Below are 16,095 nucleotides of genomic sequence, written 5' to 3'. Positions count from 1 at the left end.
CGGTCGTCCCGCCCCGCACACCTCCCGGTCGCCGACCGGGGCATCCGTCAACAGGAATCTGACGAGAAGGAGAACGGCGATGGCCGTCGACGACGATGACCGCACCTACCGCGTCGTGGTGAACCACGAGGAGCAGTACTCGATCTGGTTCGCCGAGCGCGAGCTGCCGGCGGGCTGGACCGCCACCGGCTTCGAGGGCTCCCGCGCGGACTGCCTGGCCCACATCGACGAGGTGTGGACCGACATGCGCCCGAAGAGCCTGCGCGAGCGGATGGCCGCCGCGCAGGGCTGACCCGCCGCGGGTCGGGGTGGTCCGGACCGGACCACCCCGACCGGGCCGCCGGCCGGCGGCCACCCCTGTTCCGATCCCGCTGACAACGAGGCGACGGTGATGAAGGTCTTTTCCCACGAACGTCTGGCGCGACTCGCCGGCGAGCGTGGCATGCCCGAGGAGTACCTGCACGACCTGCGGGTCGTCTCCTCGGTGCTGCCGTTCAAAGTCAACCAGTACGTCGTGGACGAGCTCATCGACTGGTCCGCCGTCCCGGACGACCCGATCTTCCGGCTCACGTTCCCGCACCGGGACATGCTGCCGCCGGACATCTACGAGCACCTGTCGGCGCTGCACCTCTCCGCCGCCGACCCGGGCGTGATCCGCAAGGCCGCCCGGGACGCCCACGCCCAGCTCAACCCCAACCCGGGCGCCCAGCTGGAGGCGAACGTGCCGACCCACCGGGGCCGGCGCCTGCTCGGCCTCCAGCACAAGTACGCCGAGACCGTGCTGGTCTTCCCGTCCCAGGGGCAGACCTGCCACTCGTACTGCGGCTACTGCTTCCGGTGGGCCCAGTTCGTCGGCAACGCCGAGATCCGCCAGGCCGCCACCGGGGTCGCGGACGTGGTCGCGTACCTGGCCGACAGCCCCACCGTCACCGACGTCCTGTTCACCGGCGGCGACCCGATGATCATGAGCGCGGCGGTGCTGGACCGCTGGGTGTCGCCGCTGCTGGACCCGGCGCTGGAGCACATCCGCACCGTCCGGTTCGGCACCAAGGCGCTGTCCTACTGGCCGGCCCGGTTCACCACCGACCACGACGCCGACGACGTGCTGCGCCTGTTCGAGCGGATCGTGGCCAGCGGCCGGCACGTCGCCGTGATGGCCCACTTCTCCCATCCCCGCGAGCTCGCCACCGAGCAGGCCCGGCGGGCCATCGCGCGGATCCGGGCCACCGGCGCGGTGATCCGCGCCCAGGCCCCGCTGATCGCCCACGTGAACGACCGGGCGCAGGACTGGGCCACCATGTGGCAGCAGCTGGTGGAGCTGGGTGTGGTGCCGTACTACATGTTCGTGGAGCGCGACACCGGCGCCCGCAGCTACTTCAGCGTGCCGCTCACCCGGGCCTGGCAGGTCTACACCGACGCCATCCGCTCGGTCTCCGGGCTGGCCCGCACCGCGCGGGGCCCCGTGATGTCCGCGGCCCCCGGTAAGGTCCTCGTCGACGGGGTGGTGCGGATCGGCGGCGCCGAGGTGTTCAGCCTGCGGCTGCTCCAGGCCCGCGACGCGGCCGACGTGGGGCGGCAGTTCTTCGCCCACCACGACCCGGCGGCCGAGTGGTTCGACGACCTGCGCCCCGCCTTCGGCTCCTGGTGGCCGGCATGAGCCGCGCCGCCGACCCGACCCTGACCGCACCCGACGAGGGGCAGGTGCCCACCGTGACCGAGACGACGGTGCCGGGGACGGCGGTGGGCGGCACCGACCGGCCGGCCAGCCTCTGGCGCAACCGCGACTTCAACCTGCTCTGGATCAGCCAGAGCCTGTCCGACCTGGGCACCGCCATGTCCAACCTGGCCATGCCGCTGCTGGTGCTCTGGCTGACCGGCTCCGCCGCCCAGGCCGGGCTGGTCGGCACGGCGGGCCTGCTCACCACGCTGGCCTGCCGGCTGCCCGCCGGCGTCGTGGCCGACCGCTTCCCCCGCCGCACGCTGCTGGTGGCCTGCGACGCGGTCCGGCTCGTCGGCTACCTGGCGCTGGCCGGCGCGGTGCTCGCCGGGGTGGCGAACCTGCCGATGATCCTCGCGGTGACAGTGGTCGGCGCCGCCGCCAACGCGGTGTTCGGCACCGCCGAGCACGCCGCGGTCCGCAACCTCGTGCCGGCCGCCCAGCTCTCCACCGCGGTGGCCCGCAACGAGGCCCGGTCCTACGGCACCCAGCTGGCCGGCCCGCCGCTCGGCGGCCTGCTCTACGGGCTGGGCCGCTCCCTGCCGTTCGTCGGCAACGCGGTCACCTACCTGCTCTCCCTGCTGGCCGTGCTGCTCATCCGCCGGCCCATGCAGCAGCCGCGGGCGGCGGAGGATGCGCCGCAGTCCGGCGGCGCGGCGGCGGCCGAGGGCGTCCGCTTCGTGCTCGGCAACCCGTTCCTGCGCGCGCTGCTGATCATCGCGGCGCCGCTGAACATGGCCTTCACCGGCATGATCTTCGCGATCATCGTCTCGTTGCAGCGGTCCGGCACGCCGTCCGTGCTGGTCGGCCTGGCCAGCACCATCTTCGGCCTGGGCGGGTTCCTCGGCGCGCTCGCCGCCCCCGCGGTGCAGCGCTGGCTGCGGCTGCCGACCCTGGTGATCGTGCTCTGCTGGGCCACCGCCGTGCTGATGGCGTGCAGCGCACTGGTGCCGACCAGCGTGCTGGCGGCCGTGCCGCTGGGCGCGGCGGTGTTCCTGGGCCCGACGGCCAACGCGGTCCTCTTCGGCTACCAGGCGGCGATCACGCCGGACCGGCTCCAGGGCCGGGTGGTCAGCGTCATCTTCCTGGCCGCGACCTCGGCCGCGGCGCTCGCGCCCGGCCTGGCCGGCCTGCTGCTGGCGCGGTTCCCCGCGGCGGTGACCATGCTGGTCTTCGCGGCCCTCGTGGGGGTCTCGGCGATCACCGCCACGCTGAGCACCGGGATCCGGTCGATGCGCGTCGAGTCGTGACCGGGCCGCTACAGCCGCACGTCGGGCCAGGGCACCCGGGTCAGGTGCCGGCGCAGCACCGCCCGGGCGAGTTTTTCGAGCAGCCAGGGCCCGCCGGCCTCGTGGCGCTCGTAGCCGAGCAGGCGGCCCCACCGGCCGGCCGTGACGACGAGCGCCGTGACCCGCTCGCGGCCGGCGTCGTCGCGGCGGGTCTCGATGTCGGCCACCCGGCCGATCAGCCGGCCGTCGTGGTCGTGGACCGGCCGGCCCAGGATGCCGCCGGCGCGCATCGGTGGCCCGTCAGCCGGCATCGCGGGCTCCCGGGATCCGCGCGATCAGGTGGTCGCGCAGCCAGGTCTCCAGCGGTGGATCCGGCAGCAGCTCGCGGCTGACCGACAGGTTGACCGCGCTGTTCAGCTCGGCCACCAGGTCGTAGGGGATCCGGATCGGCCCCCGGGCCGGGTCGGGGGCGAGCCGTCGTGCGGTGCCGGCCAGCCAGCGCCCGAAGCCGCCGCCGATCCGGTCCCCGAGCGCCTGCTGCCCGACCAGCAGCGCCGCCACGTACGGCGTGCCGTCCTCGCCGAGCGCCAGCTCGACGTCGTCGACCTTGCCGACGGGTTCGCCGTCGCGGTCGAGGATCTGCCGGTCGAGCAGGTCGAAGCCGATCAACACGTCAGCCACCTCCCATCCGGGTGACGATCATCAGGGGGATCGCGGCGACCGCCGCGGCGAGCACGATCACCAGGTAGAGCACGCCGAACGTGTTGGCCAGCCGCCCGTTCACCCGCCGGCCCAGGTAGCCCCGGTCGTTGGCGACCACCAGGATCGGCAGGTAGGTCAGCGGCAGCGCCACGGCGCTGAACACCAGCGTGTACTCGGTGAGCTGGATGGGGTCGATGGTGGTCATCAGCACCAGCACGCCGACCAGGATCGAGACCATCAGGACGGTGTGGAAGCGCGCGTCGTCCCGGGGACGACGCAGCTTGCCCCAGGCCCAGCCGAAGTACTGCGCGACCGTGTAGCCGCTGGACAGGGCCGTCTCCATGGCGGCGCCGAAGGTGGCCGCGAAGAAGCCGAGGATGGCCGCCGCCAGCCCCAGCTTGCCCAGCGCGACGGCGGCGGGCAGCGCCACCTGGGACAGCGAGTCGACACCGGTCTCGATCGGGTGGAAGACCGTGGCGGCGGTCGCCATCAGCGCGAACGCGAACAGGCCGCCGAGCGGGAAGCCGACGAAGACGTTGACCCGCGAGGTGAGCAGGTCCCGCGGGCTCCACCGCTCCTCCACCCCGCCGGAGGAGAAGAAGAACACCTCGTACGGGGTCATGGCGGAGGCGAACAGCGCGACCGCCATGAACCAGTAGGTGCCCCAGTCCTCGCCGGCCGGCGGCCCCGGCCGGCTGGCCTGCCGCCACAGCTCGCCGCCGTCCGGGTGGAGGCGGAAGAACGCGATGACGAACACCACCAGGACCAGGCCGGTGACGCCGAACAGGTTCTCCAGCGCCGAGAACTTCGCCCGCCACAGCGCGACCCACAACACCACGCCCACCACGGGCACCCAGAGCAGGTAGTCGACGCTGGTGGCCAGTTGCAGCGCCAGCCCCACGCCGCCCAGTTCGGCGCCGAGGGTCAGCACCGTGACCAGCAGCGACCCGGCCAGGTTGGCCAGCGCCACCCGCGGGCCGAGCCGTTCCCGGACCAGGTCGAAGACGGGCCGGCCGCTCACCGCGGTCACCCGGCCGCTCATCTCGGCGTACGCGCAGATGCCCACCACCCCCACGAGGAGCACCCAGGCGTGGGCCAGGCCGAAGCGGGCGCCCGCCTCGGCGTTGGCGACGATGTCGCCGATGTCCACGAAGCCGCCGATGGCGGTCAGGATCCCGAGGGCTACCGCCAGGACGCGCTTCACCGCTGCTCCTCGATCAGCTCCGCCAGCCGTCCGGAGATCTCGTCGAGGGCCTCGACGGCCGCCCGCAGCGCGGGATCGTCGGCGGCCCGGGCGGCGTCGGTCAGCTCCCGGGCGGTCGCCTGCACCAGCGGGGACAGGCGGTCCCGCAGCGCGGCCGAGGCGTCGTCGGGCGGCACCGCGCCGGCCAGTTTCCGTTGCGCGCCGGCGACCGCGCGGAGCCCGTCGTCGTAGGCCGTGGCGGCGTAGGCGTCGGTGACCCCGTCCCGGAGCTGTTGCCGGCCGACCAGGACCCCGGTGGCCGCCGCGTCGTGCGCCGAGGTGGCCACCTGCGTCACGGTGCGCAGGTAGTCGGCGGCGTCCGGGGGCCGCGAGACGTGGTACGCCACGGACGCCCAGAGCGCGAGCAGCGCCGCCGCCGAGAGGACCAGCCGGTGCACGAGCTTCACGCCTGGCTCTCTACCCGATCCGTTGCCCCGGTCAACCTCGCCTCGGCATGATCCGGCCGAATCGGGGGTAGAAGGACGTCTCTGCATCCCGACCGCAGGAAGGAGGGCGGTCATGACGTTCCCCAATGGAGCCGACGGTCATCGGAGGCCCGCCCCCGCGCCGTCCGGCGTCCCACCCACGTACGTGCGGTACCTGCGTGACCGGCTGCTGGAGGCCGAGGCCGGCCTCACCGCGATGAACGAGCGGTACGAGCGGACCAAGGCGGCCTTCGACCGCTGCTACGCGCGCCGGGGCATCACGCCGGACACCGACATCGTCGGGTACATCAACGCCAAGGCCATGAACCCGGAGCTGAAGTTCTGGTACGCGAAGGTGGAGCACTTCCAGCGTGAGCTGGCCGCCTACGGCGCCGCGCTGACCGGCTTGGCGGCGGCCGACCGGATGCTCGCCGTGGACGGCCCGCGGGTGCCCGCGGACCGGCAGCGGGCCCGTGCCGGCCGGTCGAACCTGAACCGGGTCGGCTGAACGCCGCGACCGATCGCGGCCGCGGCCCGAGCCGGTAGCCTGCGTCGATGACGCACGAGCGGGAGATCACCGAGCCGGTCGACCTGTGCCGACCGGACGGGCGGTTGAACCCGGCGGCGGTGGGCTGGAGCCGCCGGCCGCTGCACCGGGCGAACCTGCGCGGCTGGGGCCGGGCCAAGCGCTGGGAGTACTGGGGCGTGGTCACCCCGACGCACATCGTCGGCCTGGTCGCCTCGTCGCTGGACTACGCCGGCGTGCACAGCGTCTACCTGCTGGACCGCCGCACCGGTGTCGAGCGGACCACCGAGGCGGTGGTCCCGTTCGCCCGCGGCACCGTGCTGCCGCCGGTCAGCGGCGTCGGCGAGGTGCGGGCCCGCGGCGGCGGCCTGACCGTCCACGTCGACCAGCGCCCCGACGGCAGCACCATCCGGGCCACCGCCCCCGGCATCGAGGTCGACCTGGTGGCGCCGCTGCCACCCGGGCACGAGTCGCTGGGCGTGGTGGTGCCGTGGAGCACCCGACGGTTCCAGTACACGCTCAAGGACGTCGGCCGGCCGGTGCGGGGCACGCTGCGGGTCGACGGCACGGCGTTCCCCGTGGACGCGGGGGAGTCCTTCGCGGTGCTCGACCACGGACGCGGCAAGTGGCCGTACTCGGCGCGCTGGAACTGGGCGGCCGGCAGCGGACCGGGGCGGGCCGTCCAGCTCGGTGGCGTGTGGACCGACGGCACCGGCTCGACCGAAAACGCGGTAGTCGTCGACGGGCGGCTGCACAAGATCGGCGCCGACCTCGCCTGGCGCTACGACCGGGCCGACTGGCTGCGGCCGTGGCGGATCACCGGCGACCGGGTGGACGTGACGTTCCACCCGTTCCACGAGCGGGTGGCGCGCACCAACCTGGGCGTGCTGGCCGGGGAGACCCACCAGTGCTTCGGGCACTTCTCCGGTTGGGCCGCCACCGACGACGGCGAGCGGGTGGACCTCGACGGGCTGGTCGGCTGGGCGGAGGAGGCCCGCAACCGCTGGTGACGGCGGATCCCCGCCGCACCGGGCCGGCGCGGCGGGGATCGCCTGTCGACGGGTCAGGCCGGCAGCCGCCAGACCTGGTTGGCGCCACCGAAGCAGTCCCAGATCTGGAGCCGGGTGCCGTTGGCGGAGCTGTTGTCGGTAGCGTCGAGGCACTTGTTCGACTGCGGGTTGCGCAGGGTGCCGTTGGACTGGGCCTGCCAGACCTGGGCGCCGGTGCCGTTGCAGTCCCAGAGCTGCACCTTCGCCCCGTTGGCGGTGGAGCCGCTGGTCACGTCGGCGCACTTGCCCAGCGCCCGCAGCGTGCCGTCGCCGCCCACCGTCCAGCTCTGCGCGGCGGTGCCGTTGCAGGTGTAGAGCTGGATCGCCGTGCCGTTGGCGGTGCCGGCCGCGGCCACGTCGACGCACTTGCCGCCGATGCCGGTGATCGGGCCGGTACGCCCGCTCGGCGGCGGGGTGCCGCCGCCCATGACGGTGTCGTAGATGGCGGTGACCAGCGAGGTCGCGCCGGTGGTGTCCTGGGACAGCTCCCAGTTCATCATCCCGCCGGCGTTGGCCAGCGCCCACTGCGTCTTGCGCTTCACGGTCGGTACGCCGTTGTAGCACTGCTGCGTGCCACTCACCGTGGTGCAGTCGCGGTTGGCGTTGGCCGGGTCCATGCCGACCAGCGCGGCGTAGGTGTAGTAGCCGGGCCGGCTGTAGAAGGGCACGCCCAGCACGGCCTTGGCGGCGGGCAGGCCGCGCGACTTCCACAGGTTGACGCTGTTGACCGACCAGTCGTAGTTGGCGTGCGGGCTGCCGCCGTCGTACGCCATGATGTTCAGCCAGTCGACGGAGCCGAAGACCGCCGTCGGCACGCCGTCGACGTAGTAGCCCTCGGAGACCACGGCGGCGGTGAGCAGCTTGCCGCGGCTGTGGAGCGCGCTGCCGAGCTGCTGCATGAGCAGGGTGTAGTTGTTGGCCGAGGCGCCGGGGTCGGGATATTCCCAGTCGATGTCGACGCCGTCGAGGTTGTACTGGTTGACGAAGTTGACCACGTTGGTGACGAACGCGCCGCGGGCGCCGGAGTTCGCGGCGAGCGCCTCGAACGCGGAGTCGTCGCCGTCGTTCCAGCCGCCGATGGCGATGGACACCTTGACGTTGTTGGCGTGCCCGCGCGAGACGAGCGAGGAGAGCTTGCTGGGGTTCTCCACCGGGCGGAGGCTGCCGTCGTTGTTGGGCAGCGCGAACGCGTAGTTGATGTGGGTGAGCTTGCCGTACTGGATGGTGTCGACGCTGCCGCTCCAGGACGGCAGGTAGCCGACGCTCTTGAAGTTGTTCGGCAGGACGACGGCCTCGGCGGCGGCCGGGGTCAGGGCGAGCGTGGCGGTGGCGGTGGCCAGGGCGAGCAGGCCGGCGGCCACGGGGGATCGGCGGCGGGGGCGCGGTGCGGACATCGAGGGGCCTTCCCGTTGACGGTCGGGGTGCCGGACTGCCCGGCCGGTGCCGGTGAGGTCGGCGGCCGGCCGGGCGTGCGGGTGGTGCGGGGGACGGTCTTCCTCGAGGTAGGCCAAATATTAAAGAGCATTAACTAAGCCGTCAACGATGTGTTTCGATGAGTTATCCGGAGTGGACCGACAGTTGCGCGAGCTGGCCCGCCGGCCAGCCGGTGTTGCCGGTGAAGCGGACCTGCACGTACCGGGCCGGGGTGGCGGGGAAGGCCAGCGACACCTGGTTGCCGGTCGCCGGGTCGAACAACCGGCCGGCGGAGGCGACCAGGGTGCTCCAGCTCCCGCCGTCGGTGCTCCCCAGCACCGAGAGGGTCTGGGTGCGCGCCTGCCAGGCCGCGGACGGGGGCAGCCGCAGCACGACCCGCCCGACCGGGGTGGCCGCGCCCAGGTCGACCTGGACCCACTGCGGGAAGGCGTTGTTGGCGCTCTCCCAGTAGGTGTCGGGGTTGCCGTCCACCACGTTTCCGCTGCCGTAGCTCTGGGTGTGGCTGCTCTCGGTCGTCGGCCGGCCCCGGGCCAGATCGGTAGGCGCCGCCGGATCGGTGGTCACGGTGACCGAGTTCGACGGCGCCGAGACCGCGCCCGTGGTGTCCCGGGCCACGACCGTGAAGGTGTACGTGGTGGCGGCGCTCAGCCCCGTGACGGTGGCCGAGGTGCCGCTGACCGAGGCGACCGTGGCGCCGCCCTGGCGTACCTGGTAGTCGGCCACCCCGTCGGCGTCGGTGGCCGCGGTCCAGGCCAGCGACACGCTCGTGGCGGTCCGCCCGGTCACCGTGAGGCCGCCCGGGGCGGTCGGCGGGGTGGACGTGCCGGTGGCCGCGTACACCTCGACCTGGGCGAGCTGGGCCGCGGGCCAGGCGGTGTTGCCCGTGACGGTGACCCGGACGTGCCGGGCCGTGGTGGTCGGCACGGGCACGGTGGCGGTGTTGCCGGACGCCGGGTCGAACCGGACGCCGGCCGGCCCGGCCAGGGTGGTGAAGGTGGCGCCGTCGGTGCTGCCCTGCACCGACAGCGTCTGGGTCCGCGCCTCCCAGCCGGACGGCAGGGCGAGGACCAGGCGGGTCACCGGGTGGCTGGCGCCGAGGTCCACCTGCCACCACTGCGGGAAGGCGTTGTTGCCGGACTCCCAGTAGCTGCCCCGGTCGGCGTCGACGGCGTTGCCGGCGACGAACGGCCCGTTCTGGCTGCTCGCCGACGCCGGCCGGCCGGCGGCGAGGTTCGTGGCCGGCGGCTGCCCGCCCCCGGTGACCGGCGGGGTCGGCCGCACCGCGGTCAGCGCCAGCTGGCCCTTGAGCATGCGGCCGCCGTCGGCGGTGATCCGCAGGTAGTAGTCCGCCGAGCAGGCGGTGCCGTCCTCGTCGAGCGCCCGGATGCCGGCGCCGGCCGGTGTGGTCGCCGCCGTCTCGCTGGTCTTGGCGATCTGGTTGCCCTCGTTGAACTCGTCGAACATCGAGACGTAGAGGCCCTGGGCGCCGAGCCGCACCATGTTGTAGAGGTGCCGCCAGTAGAAGTCGCCGTGCCGGCGGTGGCCGGCGGACAGGTCGCCGGGCATCACGCAGGGCTGGTAGTCGATGCCGTGGGCCACGCAGTCGGCGAGGTCCGGAACGTTGACGTTGGTGTGGAACCAGTCCAGCCCGTCGAGGGTGCCGGTGCGCCCGACCATCCACGGCGAGAGCATGTGGAAGGCGTGGTAGACGTCGGCGAAGCCGGGCCGGGAGTCGTTGATGCCCTGCCGCCAGTAGGTGGGCACCCCGCCGATGACGTAGCAGCCCTGCGCCCTGAGCCACTGCACGACGTCCAGGCAGGCGGCCGGGGTGAACGGGCGGCCGTCGTCGTTGAACCCGAACCCCCAGACGCAGACGACGGGCTTCCCGTTCTGCCGCGCGTACGCCGGTGAGGCGGTGTGCGCCGACATCCGGGTGGTCCAGTCCTCCTTGAGCTGCGACTGCATGGCCGTCCAGCCGGTGACGTCGTACATGACGTAGAACTTGCGGCCGAAGCGCTCAGCGGCGGAGCGGACCTTCGCCGCCATGGCGTCGCGGGTCGGCCCCTCGTCCCCGAACGGGTTGAACCGTTGCAGCGCGGCGGTGTCGCAGCCGTACTCCTGCATCCACCGGAAGTGGGTGTCGACGGTCTGCTGGTCGTAGGAGGAGAAGAGCGTGGCCGGCTGGCCGTTGCCCAGGTTCGGGTAGGCGGTGGGGTAGCCGCGGGCGTACTCCCGCATGTCCGGCCAGGACACGATCGTGGTGTTGGTGGGGGAGGGGGACTGGAACCGGTCCCGGCTCCAGTGCCACCAGCCGCCGATCGGCGCGCCGTCACCGGGGCAGCTGAACCAGCCCTGGTAGCCGACGGAGATCCTGCCGACCACGTCCCCGGGGGGACTTGCCGCGGCGGCGGCCCGGGTCAGGGTGGGGGCCAGGTCGGGGAGCGCGGCGAGGGCGGCCCCCGCCGCCACGGACCGGATCAGGGTACGGCGGGTGAGCGCCATGACGACCGCTCCTTCGGGGAAGGAAGAAATTGACGGTCATCATGGCAGTGCGCGACACTCGATCGCAATACTTAAACAAATCAATGAAAGGTCAGCGCAGCCGCACCGGTCCGGCGTCGATGCGGGTGCGGAACAGGGCGTACGGCTTGCGCCGCAGGTCCGTGCCGCCCTGGTACTTCGCCTGCCGGTGCAGCTGGTTGGCGGTGACGTAGAGGTAGCCGTCGGCGACGGACATCGTGTCGGGCCACAGCAGCCGCGGGTCGTGCAGCACCGTCTCGAACTCCCCGTCCGGCCGGCGGCGCAGCACCGCGTTGTGCTCGTACGAGGTCAGGTAGAACGCGCCGGTGTCGTCGGTCTCCAGGCCGTCGGAGCCGCCGCCCTTGTCGCCCTCGTCCACGACGGTGGCCGCGACCTGCTCCTCGCTCAGGGTCAGGTCGGCGAGGGCGTCGGTCGCCACGCTGTACCAGCGGCGGGAGGCGAGCGGGCAGTAGTGCAGCCGGGAGCCGTCGGCGGAGATGGCGATGCCGTCGGAGCCCATGGCGATCGGCTTCGGCGGGCCGTCGGCCGGGCGCTCCAGCAGCGGCCGTCCCTCCACCACGGGCCGGAAGGAGTCCAGCGGCTCGGCCTTCGTGGACGGGTGGTCGTGCAGCCGCCGCCACGACGCGCCGGAGGCCAGGTCCACCACGATGATGCCGTTCGACCCCGAGTCGGAGGAGTCGGTGACGTAGGCCAGGCCGGCGTCGCCGCGGCGCAGGTCGAAACGGACGTCGTTGAGGTACGTGGTGGGCAGGGCCACGTCGGTCGGAAAGGTGATCACCTGCGCGACGGTGTCGGTGTCCAGGTCGACGCGGACGAGCTTCGGCCCGCCCGGCCTGGTCGGCCGGAACATCGGGCTGCCCGTGTCCACCACCCAGAGGCGGTCGGCCGGGTCGACCACGATGCTCTGCACCGAGACGAAGGCGTTCGGGTCGTCGTCCCCGGACGGGCTGTTCCAGGCCTCGTCCGGGAACGGCGCCTCGCGGCCGTCGCGCAGCTCGACGACGGTGGCCGCCACCTCGTCGCCCCACTGCGGGAAGTTCACGAAGACCCGGCCGGTGTGCGACACGCTGACCCCGGTGGGCATCGCCCCGCTGAAGGTGTGCACGAGTTCGAGGTCGCCGACCGGCTCGTCGCCCATGGGCCCGTTCATCCGCCGCTCCTGACTGTGAGGCCCCGGTCCTTCCCGCCGCGGCGGGGCGCAAACGTCGCCGAAGGGGCGGCCCCGGACCGGGGCCGCCCCTTCGGCACGGGCTCAGGAGACCGAGGCGGGGAACCGCTCCCACACCCGGTGCGCGGACATGAGCTGCTGCACCGCGCCGAAGACCTCGCCGCCGGAGCCGCCGGTGACCACACCGGGCGAGCCGGCCACCCCGGCCTGCCGCAGCACGTCGGCGCCGGCGCCCCAGGCGCCGATCGCCTTGGCGTGCCGCCACGCCTCCTCGACCAGCAGCAGCACCCGGGGGTCGACGGTGGCGGAGTCGGCCGCGCCGGCCTTGGCGTCCCGGGCGGGCAGCGCGTCCGGCGCCGGCGCCGGGGCCCCGGCCAGCAGGATCGCGTCGAACTCCACCGACCGGCCGGTGGCGAAGGTGCGCTGCACGGGCAGGTCGCCCACCGTGCCGCCGTGCGCGGCGACCAGCAGCGGCACCATCCCGGCGGCGAACACCGCCCGCCGGACCTGTCCCACCCCGTCGAGGTCGCTGTCCGCGTCGACCACGATGCCAACCATCCGGCCGTCGCCCGGCCACTCCCGGCCGACCTGCGACAGCGCCGGGCTCGGCTGCGCGTCGGCAAGCGGCACTGTCGGCTTCGGCGCGGGCAGGCCCAGGCCGGTGGCGACCTGCTCGCACAGCACCGGGTCGATGTTGGCCAGGCACTGGAGCTGGCGCTCCTTGATCGCCTGGTGGTAGCACTTGCCCAGCTCGAACGTGTACGCCCGGATGATGTGTTCCTTCTCCACCGGCGACATGCTCAGCCAGAACAGCCGGACCTGGCTGAAGTGGTCGTCGAACGAGGCCGGCGCCGCCCGGACCTTCGGGGCCTCCGCCACCGTGACCGGCGTGTCGACGAACGCGTTCTCCCGGTCGCCGGCCGGGAAGGGGTTGCCGCCGTCGAGGGAGTTCGGCCGGTAGGGCGCCACGCCCGCGTGCACCGCCTGCTGGTGGAAGCCGTCCCGCAGCATGTCGTTGACCTCGGCGTGCGGCCGGTTGACCGGGATCTGGGTGAAGTTCGGCCCGCCGAGCCGGGTGAGCTGCGTGTCCAGGTACGAGAAGAGCCGACCCTGCAGCAGCGGGTCGTTGGTGACGTCGATGCCCGGTGGCAGGTGCCCGAGGTGGAAGGCGACCTGCTCGGTCTCGGCGAAGAAGTTCCGCGGCGTCCGGTTGAGGGTGAGCCGGCCGATCGGCTGCACCGGCGCCAGTTCCTCCGGCACGATCTTCGTGGGGTCGAGCAGGTCGATGCCCGCGAAAGTCTCCTCGGGGGTGTCCGGGAAGACCTGGATGCCCAGCTCCCACTCCGGGAAGGCGCCGGACTCGATCGCGTCGTAGAGGTCGCGGCGGTGGAAGTCCGGGTCGATGCCGCTGATCATCTGCGCCTCCTCCCAGGTCAGGGAGTGCACGCCCAGCTTCGGCTTCCAGTGGAACTTGACCAGCACCGTCGCCCCGGCCTCGTCGACCAGGCGGAAGGTGTGGACGCCGAACCCCTCCATGGTCCGGTAGGAGCGGGGGATGCCGCGGTCGGACATGTTCCAGATGGTGTGGTGCTGCGCCTCGGTGTGCAGGGAGACGAAGTCCCAGAAGGTGTCGTGGGCGCTCTGCGCCTGCGGGATCTCCCGGTCCGGGTGGGGCTTGCCGGCGTGGATGATGTCCGGGAACTTGATGGCGTCCTGGATGAAGAACACCGGCATGTTGTTGGCGACCAGGTCGAAGGTGCCCTCGTCGGTGTAGAACTTGGTGGCGAAGCCGCGGGTGTCGCGGACCGTGTCCGCCGACCCGCGCGAGCCGAGCACGGTGGAGAACCGCACGAAGACCGGCGTCTCCCGGCCCTTCTTCAGGAAGCCCGCCCGGGTGACCTCCTCCGCGGTGCCGTACGCGACGAAGACGCCGTGCGCGCCGGCGCCACGCGCGTGCACCACCCGCTCCGGGATGCGCTCGTGGTCGAAGTGGGTGATCTTCTCGCGCAGGTGGTGGTCCTGGAGCAGCACCGGGCCGCGCGGCCCGGCCTTGAGCGAGTGGTCGGTGTCGCGCAGCCGGGCCCCGTTGGCGGTGGTGAGGAAGGCGCCCTGCTGGCCCTTCGCGATCCTCGGCACGCCGGTCTCGGCGCCGGTCGGGGTGCGGGTGTCCGGGGCGCCCTGCTCCTCCTTCGGCGGCAGCGGGCCGTGCGGCGTCGTCGGCTCCTCGAGCGGCGGTGGGGCGCTGCCCGGCGCGCCGGGAACGTCCGGGGTCAGGATGTCGGTGACCTTCTCGGTGGCGGCCTCCACGACATCCTTCACGACCTTGGCGGGCTTGGAATCCATCAGGACCTGTCCTCCATGCGGCGAAACGACCAGGTCCTCAAGGCCCTACCCTGGGCCGGAGGGGGCAAACGCGGATCAGTCGGGCGGGACGACCGTCACCCGATCAGGGGTGCCGGGGCACGGCCACGGCCGTGACCACGAGGCCGTCGGCGACCAGCCAGCGGCCGTGCAGCACCGCCAGGGGCGGGCCGCCGTCCGCGCGGGTGGGGTCGACAAGCACCCGGGCCGTGAAGGTCCCCGCGGCCGGGTCGACGGAGAGTTCGGCGTCCTCGAAGCCGAGCCAGCGCCCGGTCAGCGGATACCACGCCTTGTAGACGGACTCCTTGGCGCTGAACAGCAGCCGGTCCCAGTGCACCCCCGGACGGTCGGCGCGCAGCCGGGCCAGCGACTCCGGCTCGCCGGCCGTCGTGACCACCTCGACGACGCCGTCCGGCAGGGGCTCGTGCGGCTCGGCGTCGATGCCGAGCCCCGCCAGCGCGGTGTCCCGGGCGACCGCCGCGGCCCGGTACCCGGCGCAGTGGGTGATGCTGCCGACCACGCCCGCCGGCCACAGCGGCTCCCGCTTCGGGCCGGGCCGGATCGGCGCCGGAGCGTACCCGAGGCGGGCCAGGGCCTCGCGGGCGCAGCGGCGGGCCGTGACGAACTCCCGGCGGCGCGCCTCCACGGCCCGGGCGAGCAGGTCCTCCTCGCCCGGGTACGGGGCCTCGCCGGGGATGTCGGAGAACGCCTCGACGGGCACCGCCGCCGGCGGGAGCAGGATCTCGATCACGCGGCGCCGCCGAGGATGCGCCGCATCGGCCGCGGCTCGCCGCCCCGCCGGCCCCACTCGCGCGGGTAGCCCAGCGACACCTCCTCGAAGCGCACCCCGTCGTAGTGGGTGGTGCGGGGGATGTGCAGGTGCCCGTAGACCGCGACGGCGGCGCGGTGCCGCAGGTGCCAGTCGGCCGTGCGGTCGGTGCCGCACCACTGGGCGAACTCGGGATACCAGAGCACGTCGGTGGGCTGGCGGACCAGCGGCCAGTGGTTGACCAGGACGGTCGGCAGCGCCGGGTCGACGGCGGCCAGCCGCCGCTCGGTCTCGGCGACCCGCTCCCAGCACCACGACTCCCGGTCCGGGTGCGGGTCGGGGTGCAGCAGCATCTCGTCGGTGCACACCACCCCCGCCGCGTACGCCGCCCGCAGCGACTCCTCCTTGGAGTTCGTGCCGGGTGCGCGGAACGAGTAGTCGTAGAGGAGGAACAGCGGCGCCACGGTGACCGGCCCGCCCTCGCCGTGCCACACCGGATAGTCGTCCTCCGGGGTGAGCACGCCCAGGTCACGGCACATGCCGACAAGCGCGTCGTAGCGGGCCCTGCCGCGCAGCGTCACCGGGTCGGTCGGATGGGTCCACAGCTCGTGGTTGCCGGGCACCCAGACCACCCGGGCGAACCGGTCGCGGAGCTGCCGCAACGTGCGCTCGACGTCCGCGAACACCTCGCCGACGTCGCCGGCCACGATCAGCCAGTCGTCACCGGACTCCGGCCGGAGGCCGTCCACGACCGTGCGGTTCTCGGCGTACGACACATGGAGGTCACTGACCGCGAACAGCGCACCCGTCACCCGGTCGATCTTGCCAGCGCCGCTCCCGGATGGACAGCGGGGACTTGTCCGGTGTCGGGGGTCCGACGCAGAATGGCCGGCATCGGTGTCGCGACCCCGGCGGCGTGCAGGGCCGCACG

General features: G+C 73.2%; 15 protein-coding genes. 5 read left to right on the top strand and 10 right to left on the bottom strand.

What is annotated here, in order from left to right; all coding sequences use genetic code 11:
• Positions 1-79 precede the first annotated feature (79 nt).
• The 3 genes from GA0070603_RS10110 (at position 80) to GA0070603_RS10100 (ending at position 2,967) form a co-directional block, all read left to right on the top strand.
• Positions 80-292, top strand: coding sequence for an MbtH family protein (locus GA0070603_RS10110; protein WP_091310738.1), 213 nt, complete (start codon positions 80-82; stop codon positions 290-292).
• Between the two features lie 150 nt (positions 293-442).
• The gene (locus tag GA0070603_RS10105) at positions 443-1,657 is read left to right on the top strand and encodes a KamA family radical SAM protein (RefSeq protein ID WP_091310732.1); all 1,215 of its coding nucleotides are present in this window, start codon (positions 443-445) and stop codon (positions 1,655-1,657) included.
• The gene (locus GA0070603_RS10100) at positions 1,654-2,967 is read left to right on the top strand and encodes an MFS transporter (RefSeq protein ID WP_091321758.1); all 1,314 of its coding nucleotides are present in this window, start codon (positions 1,654-1,656) and stop codon (positions 2,965-2,967) included. The genes GA0070603_RS10105 and GA0070603_RS10100 overlap by 4 nt, the downstream gene beginning before the upstream one ends.
• An 8-nt stretch (positions 2,968-2,975) precedes the next feature.
• On the opposite strand, the gene GA0070603_RS10095 is transcribed toward GA0070603_RS10100, so the two are convergent.
• From GA0070603_RS10095 to GA0070603_RS10080, 4 genes are read right to left on the bottom strand one after another with little or no spacing between them, the layout of a single operon-like run.
• Positions 2,976-3,257: a PRC-barrel domain-containing protein gene (locus GA0070603_RS10095; protein ID WP_091310730.1), complete on the bottom strand. Its 282-nt coding sequence runs from the start codon at positions 3,255-3,257 to the stop codon at positions 2,976-2,978.
• Positions 3,247-3,627 (bottom strand): hypothetical protein, encoded by a 381-nt coding sequence (locus GA0070603_RS10090; RefSeq protein ID WP_091310726.1) that lies wholly within the window; start codon positions 3,625-3,627, stop codon positions 3,247-3,249. The genes GA0070603_RS10095 and GA0070603_RS10090 overlap by 11 nt, the downstream gene beginning before the upstream one ends.
• The gene (locus GA0070603_RS10085; protein ID WP_091310723.1) at positions 3,620-4,852 is read right to left on the bottom strand and encodes an NRAMP family divalent metal transporter; all 1,233 of its coding nucleotides are present in this window, start codon (positions 4,850-4,852) and stop codon (positions 3,620-3,622) included. Before GA0070603_RS10085 ends, GA0070603_RS10090 begins: the two co-directional genes overlap by 8 nt.
• The gene (locus GA0070603_RS10080; RefSeq protein ID WP_091310719.1) at positions 4,849-5,298 is read right to left on the bottom strand and encodes a hypothetical protein; all 450 of its coding nucleotides are present in this window, start codon (positions 5,296-5,298) and stop codon (positions 4,849-4,851) included. Before GA0070603_RS10080 ends, GA0070603_RS10085 begins: the two co-directional genes overlap by 4 nt.
• A 112-nt stretch (positions 5,299-5,410) precedes the next feature.
• On the opposite strand from GA0070603_RS10080, the gene GA0070603_RS10075 reads away from it, so the two are divergent.
• Positions 5,411-5,824: a hypothetical protein gene (locus GA0070603_RS10075; RefSeq protein WP_139131846.1), complete on the top strand. Its 414-nt coding sequence runs from the start codon at positions 5,411-5,413 to the stop codon at positions 5,822-5,824.
• Between the two features lie 47 nt (positions 5,825-5,871).
• A complete protein-coding gene (locus GA0070603_RS10070; RefSeq protein ID WP_091310711.1) occupies positions 5,872-6,852 on the top strand; it encodes a DUF2804 domain-containing protein in 981 nt (326 codons plus the stop codon).
• A gap of 53 nt (positions 6,853-6,905) precedes the next feature.
• Here the strand turns inward: GA0070603_RS10070 and GA0070603_RS10065 are convergent, their stop codons facing one another.
• From GA0070603_RS10065 to GA0070603_RS10040, 6 genes are all read right to left on the bottom strand, one after another.
• Positions 6,906-8,285 (bottom strand): glycosyl hydrolase family 18 protein, encoded by a 1,380-nt coding sequence (locus tag GA0070603_RS10065; RefSeq protein ID WP_091321756.1) that lies wholly within the window; start codon positions 8,283-8,285, stop codon positions 6,906-6,908.
• A 163-nt stretch (positions 8,286-8,448) separates the two neighbouring features.
• Entirely contained in the window at positions 8,449-10,827 is a 2,379-nt protein-coding gene (locus tag GA0070603_RS10060) for a discoidin domain-containing protein (RefSeq protein ID WP_091310708.1), read from the bottom strand.
• Between the two features lie 91 nt (positions 10,828-10,918).
• Positions 10,919-12,016 (bottom strand): L-dopachrome tautomerase-related protein, encoded by a 1,098-nt coding sequence (locus GA0070603_RS10055; RefSeq protein WP_091310705.1) that lies wholly within the window; start codon positions 12,014-12,016, stop codon positions 10,919-10,921.
• A 102-nt stretch (positions 12,017-12,118) separates the two neighbouring features.
• Positions 12,119-14,377 carry a catalase gene (locus GA0070603_RS10050; RefSeq protein WP_167544529.1) on the bottom strand — a complete coding sequence of 753 codons (2,259 nt, stop codon included), beginning with the start codon at positions 14,375-14,377 and terminating at the stop codon, positions 12,119-12,121.
• Positions 14,378-14,480: 103 nt separating this feature from the next.
• A complete protein-coding gene (locus GA0070603_RS10045) occupies positions 14,481-15,146 on the bottom strand; it encodes a 4'-phosphopantetheinyl transferase family protein (protein WP_091310698.1) in 666 nt (221 codons plus the stop codon).
• Positions 15,143-15,976 (bottom strand): metallophosphoesterase family protein, encoded by an 834-nt coding sequence (locus GA0070603_RS10040; RefSeq protein ID WP_091310695.1) that lies wholly within the window; start codon positions 15,974-15,976, stop codon positions 15,143-15,145. Before GA0070603_RS10040 ends, GA0070603_RS10045 begins: the two co-directional genes overlap by 4 nt.
• Positions 15,977-16,095 lie beyond the last annotated feature (119 nt).

Source organism: Micromonospora chersina (assembly GCF_900091475.1).
GTDB classification, from domain to species: Bacteria; Actinomycetota; Actinomycetes; order Mycobacteriales; family Micromonosporaceae; genus Micromonospora; species Micromonospora chersina.
Note: the sequence above shows the minus strand (reverse complement) of the source record. Positions and strands in the feature narration are given on the sequence as shown.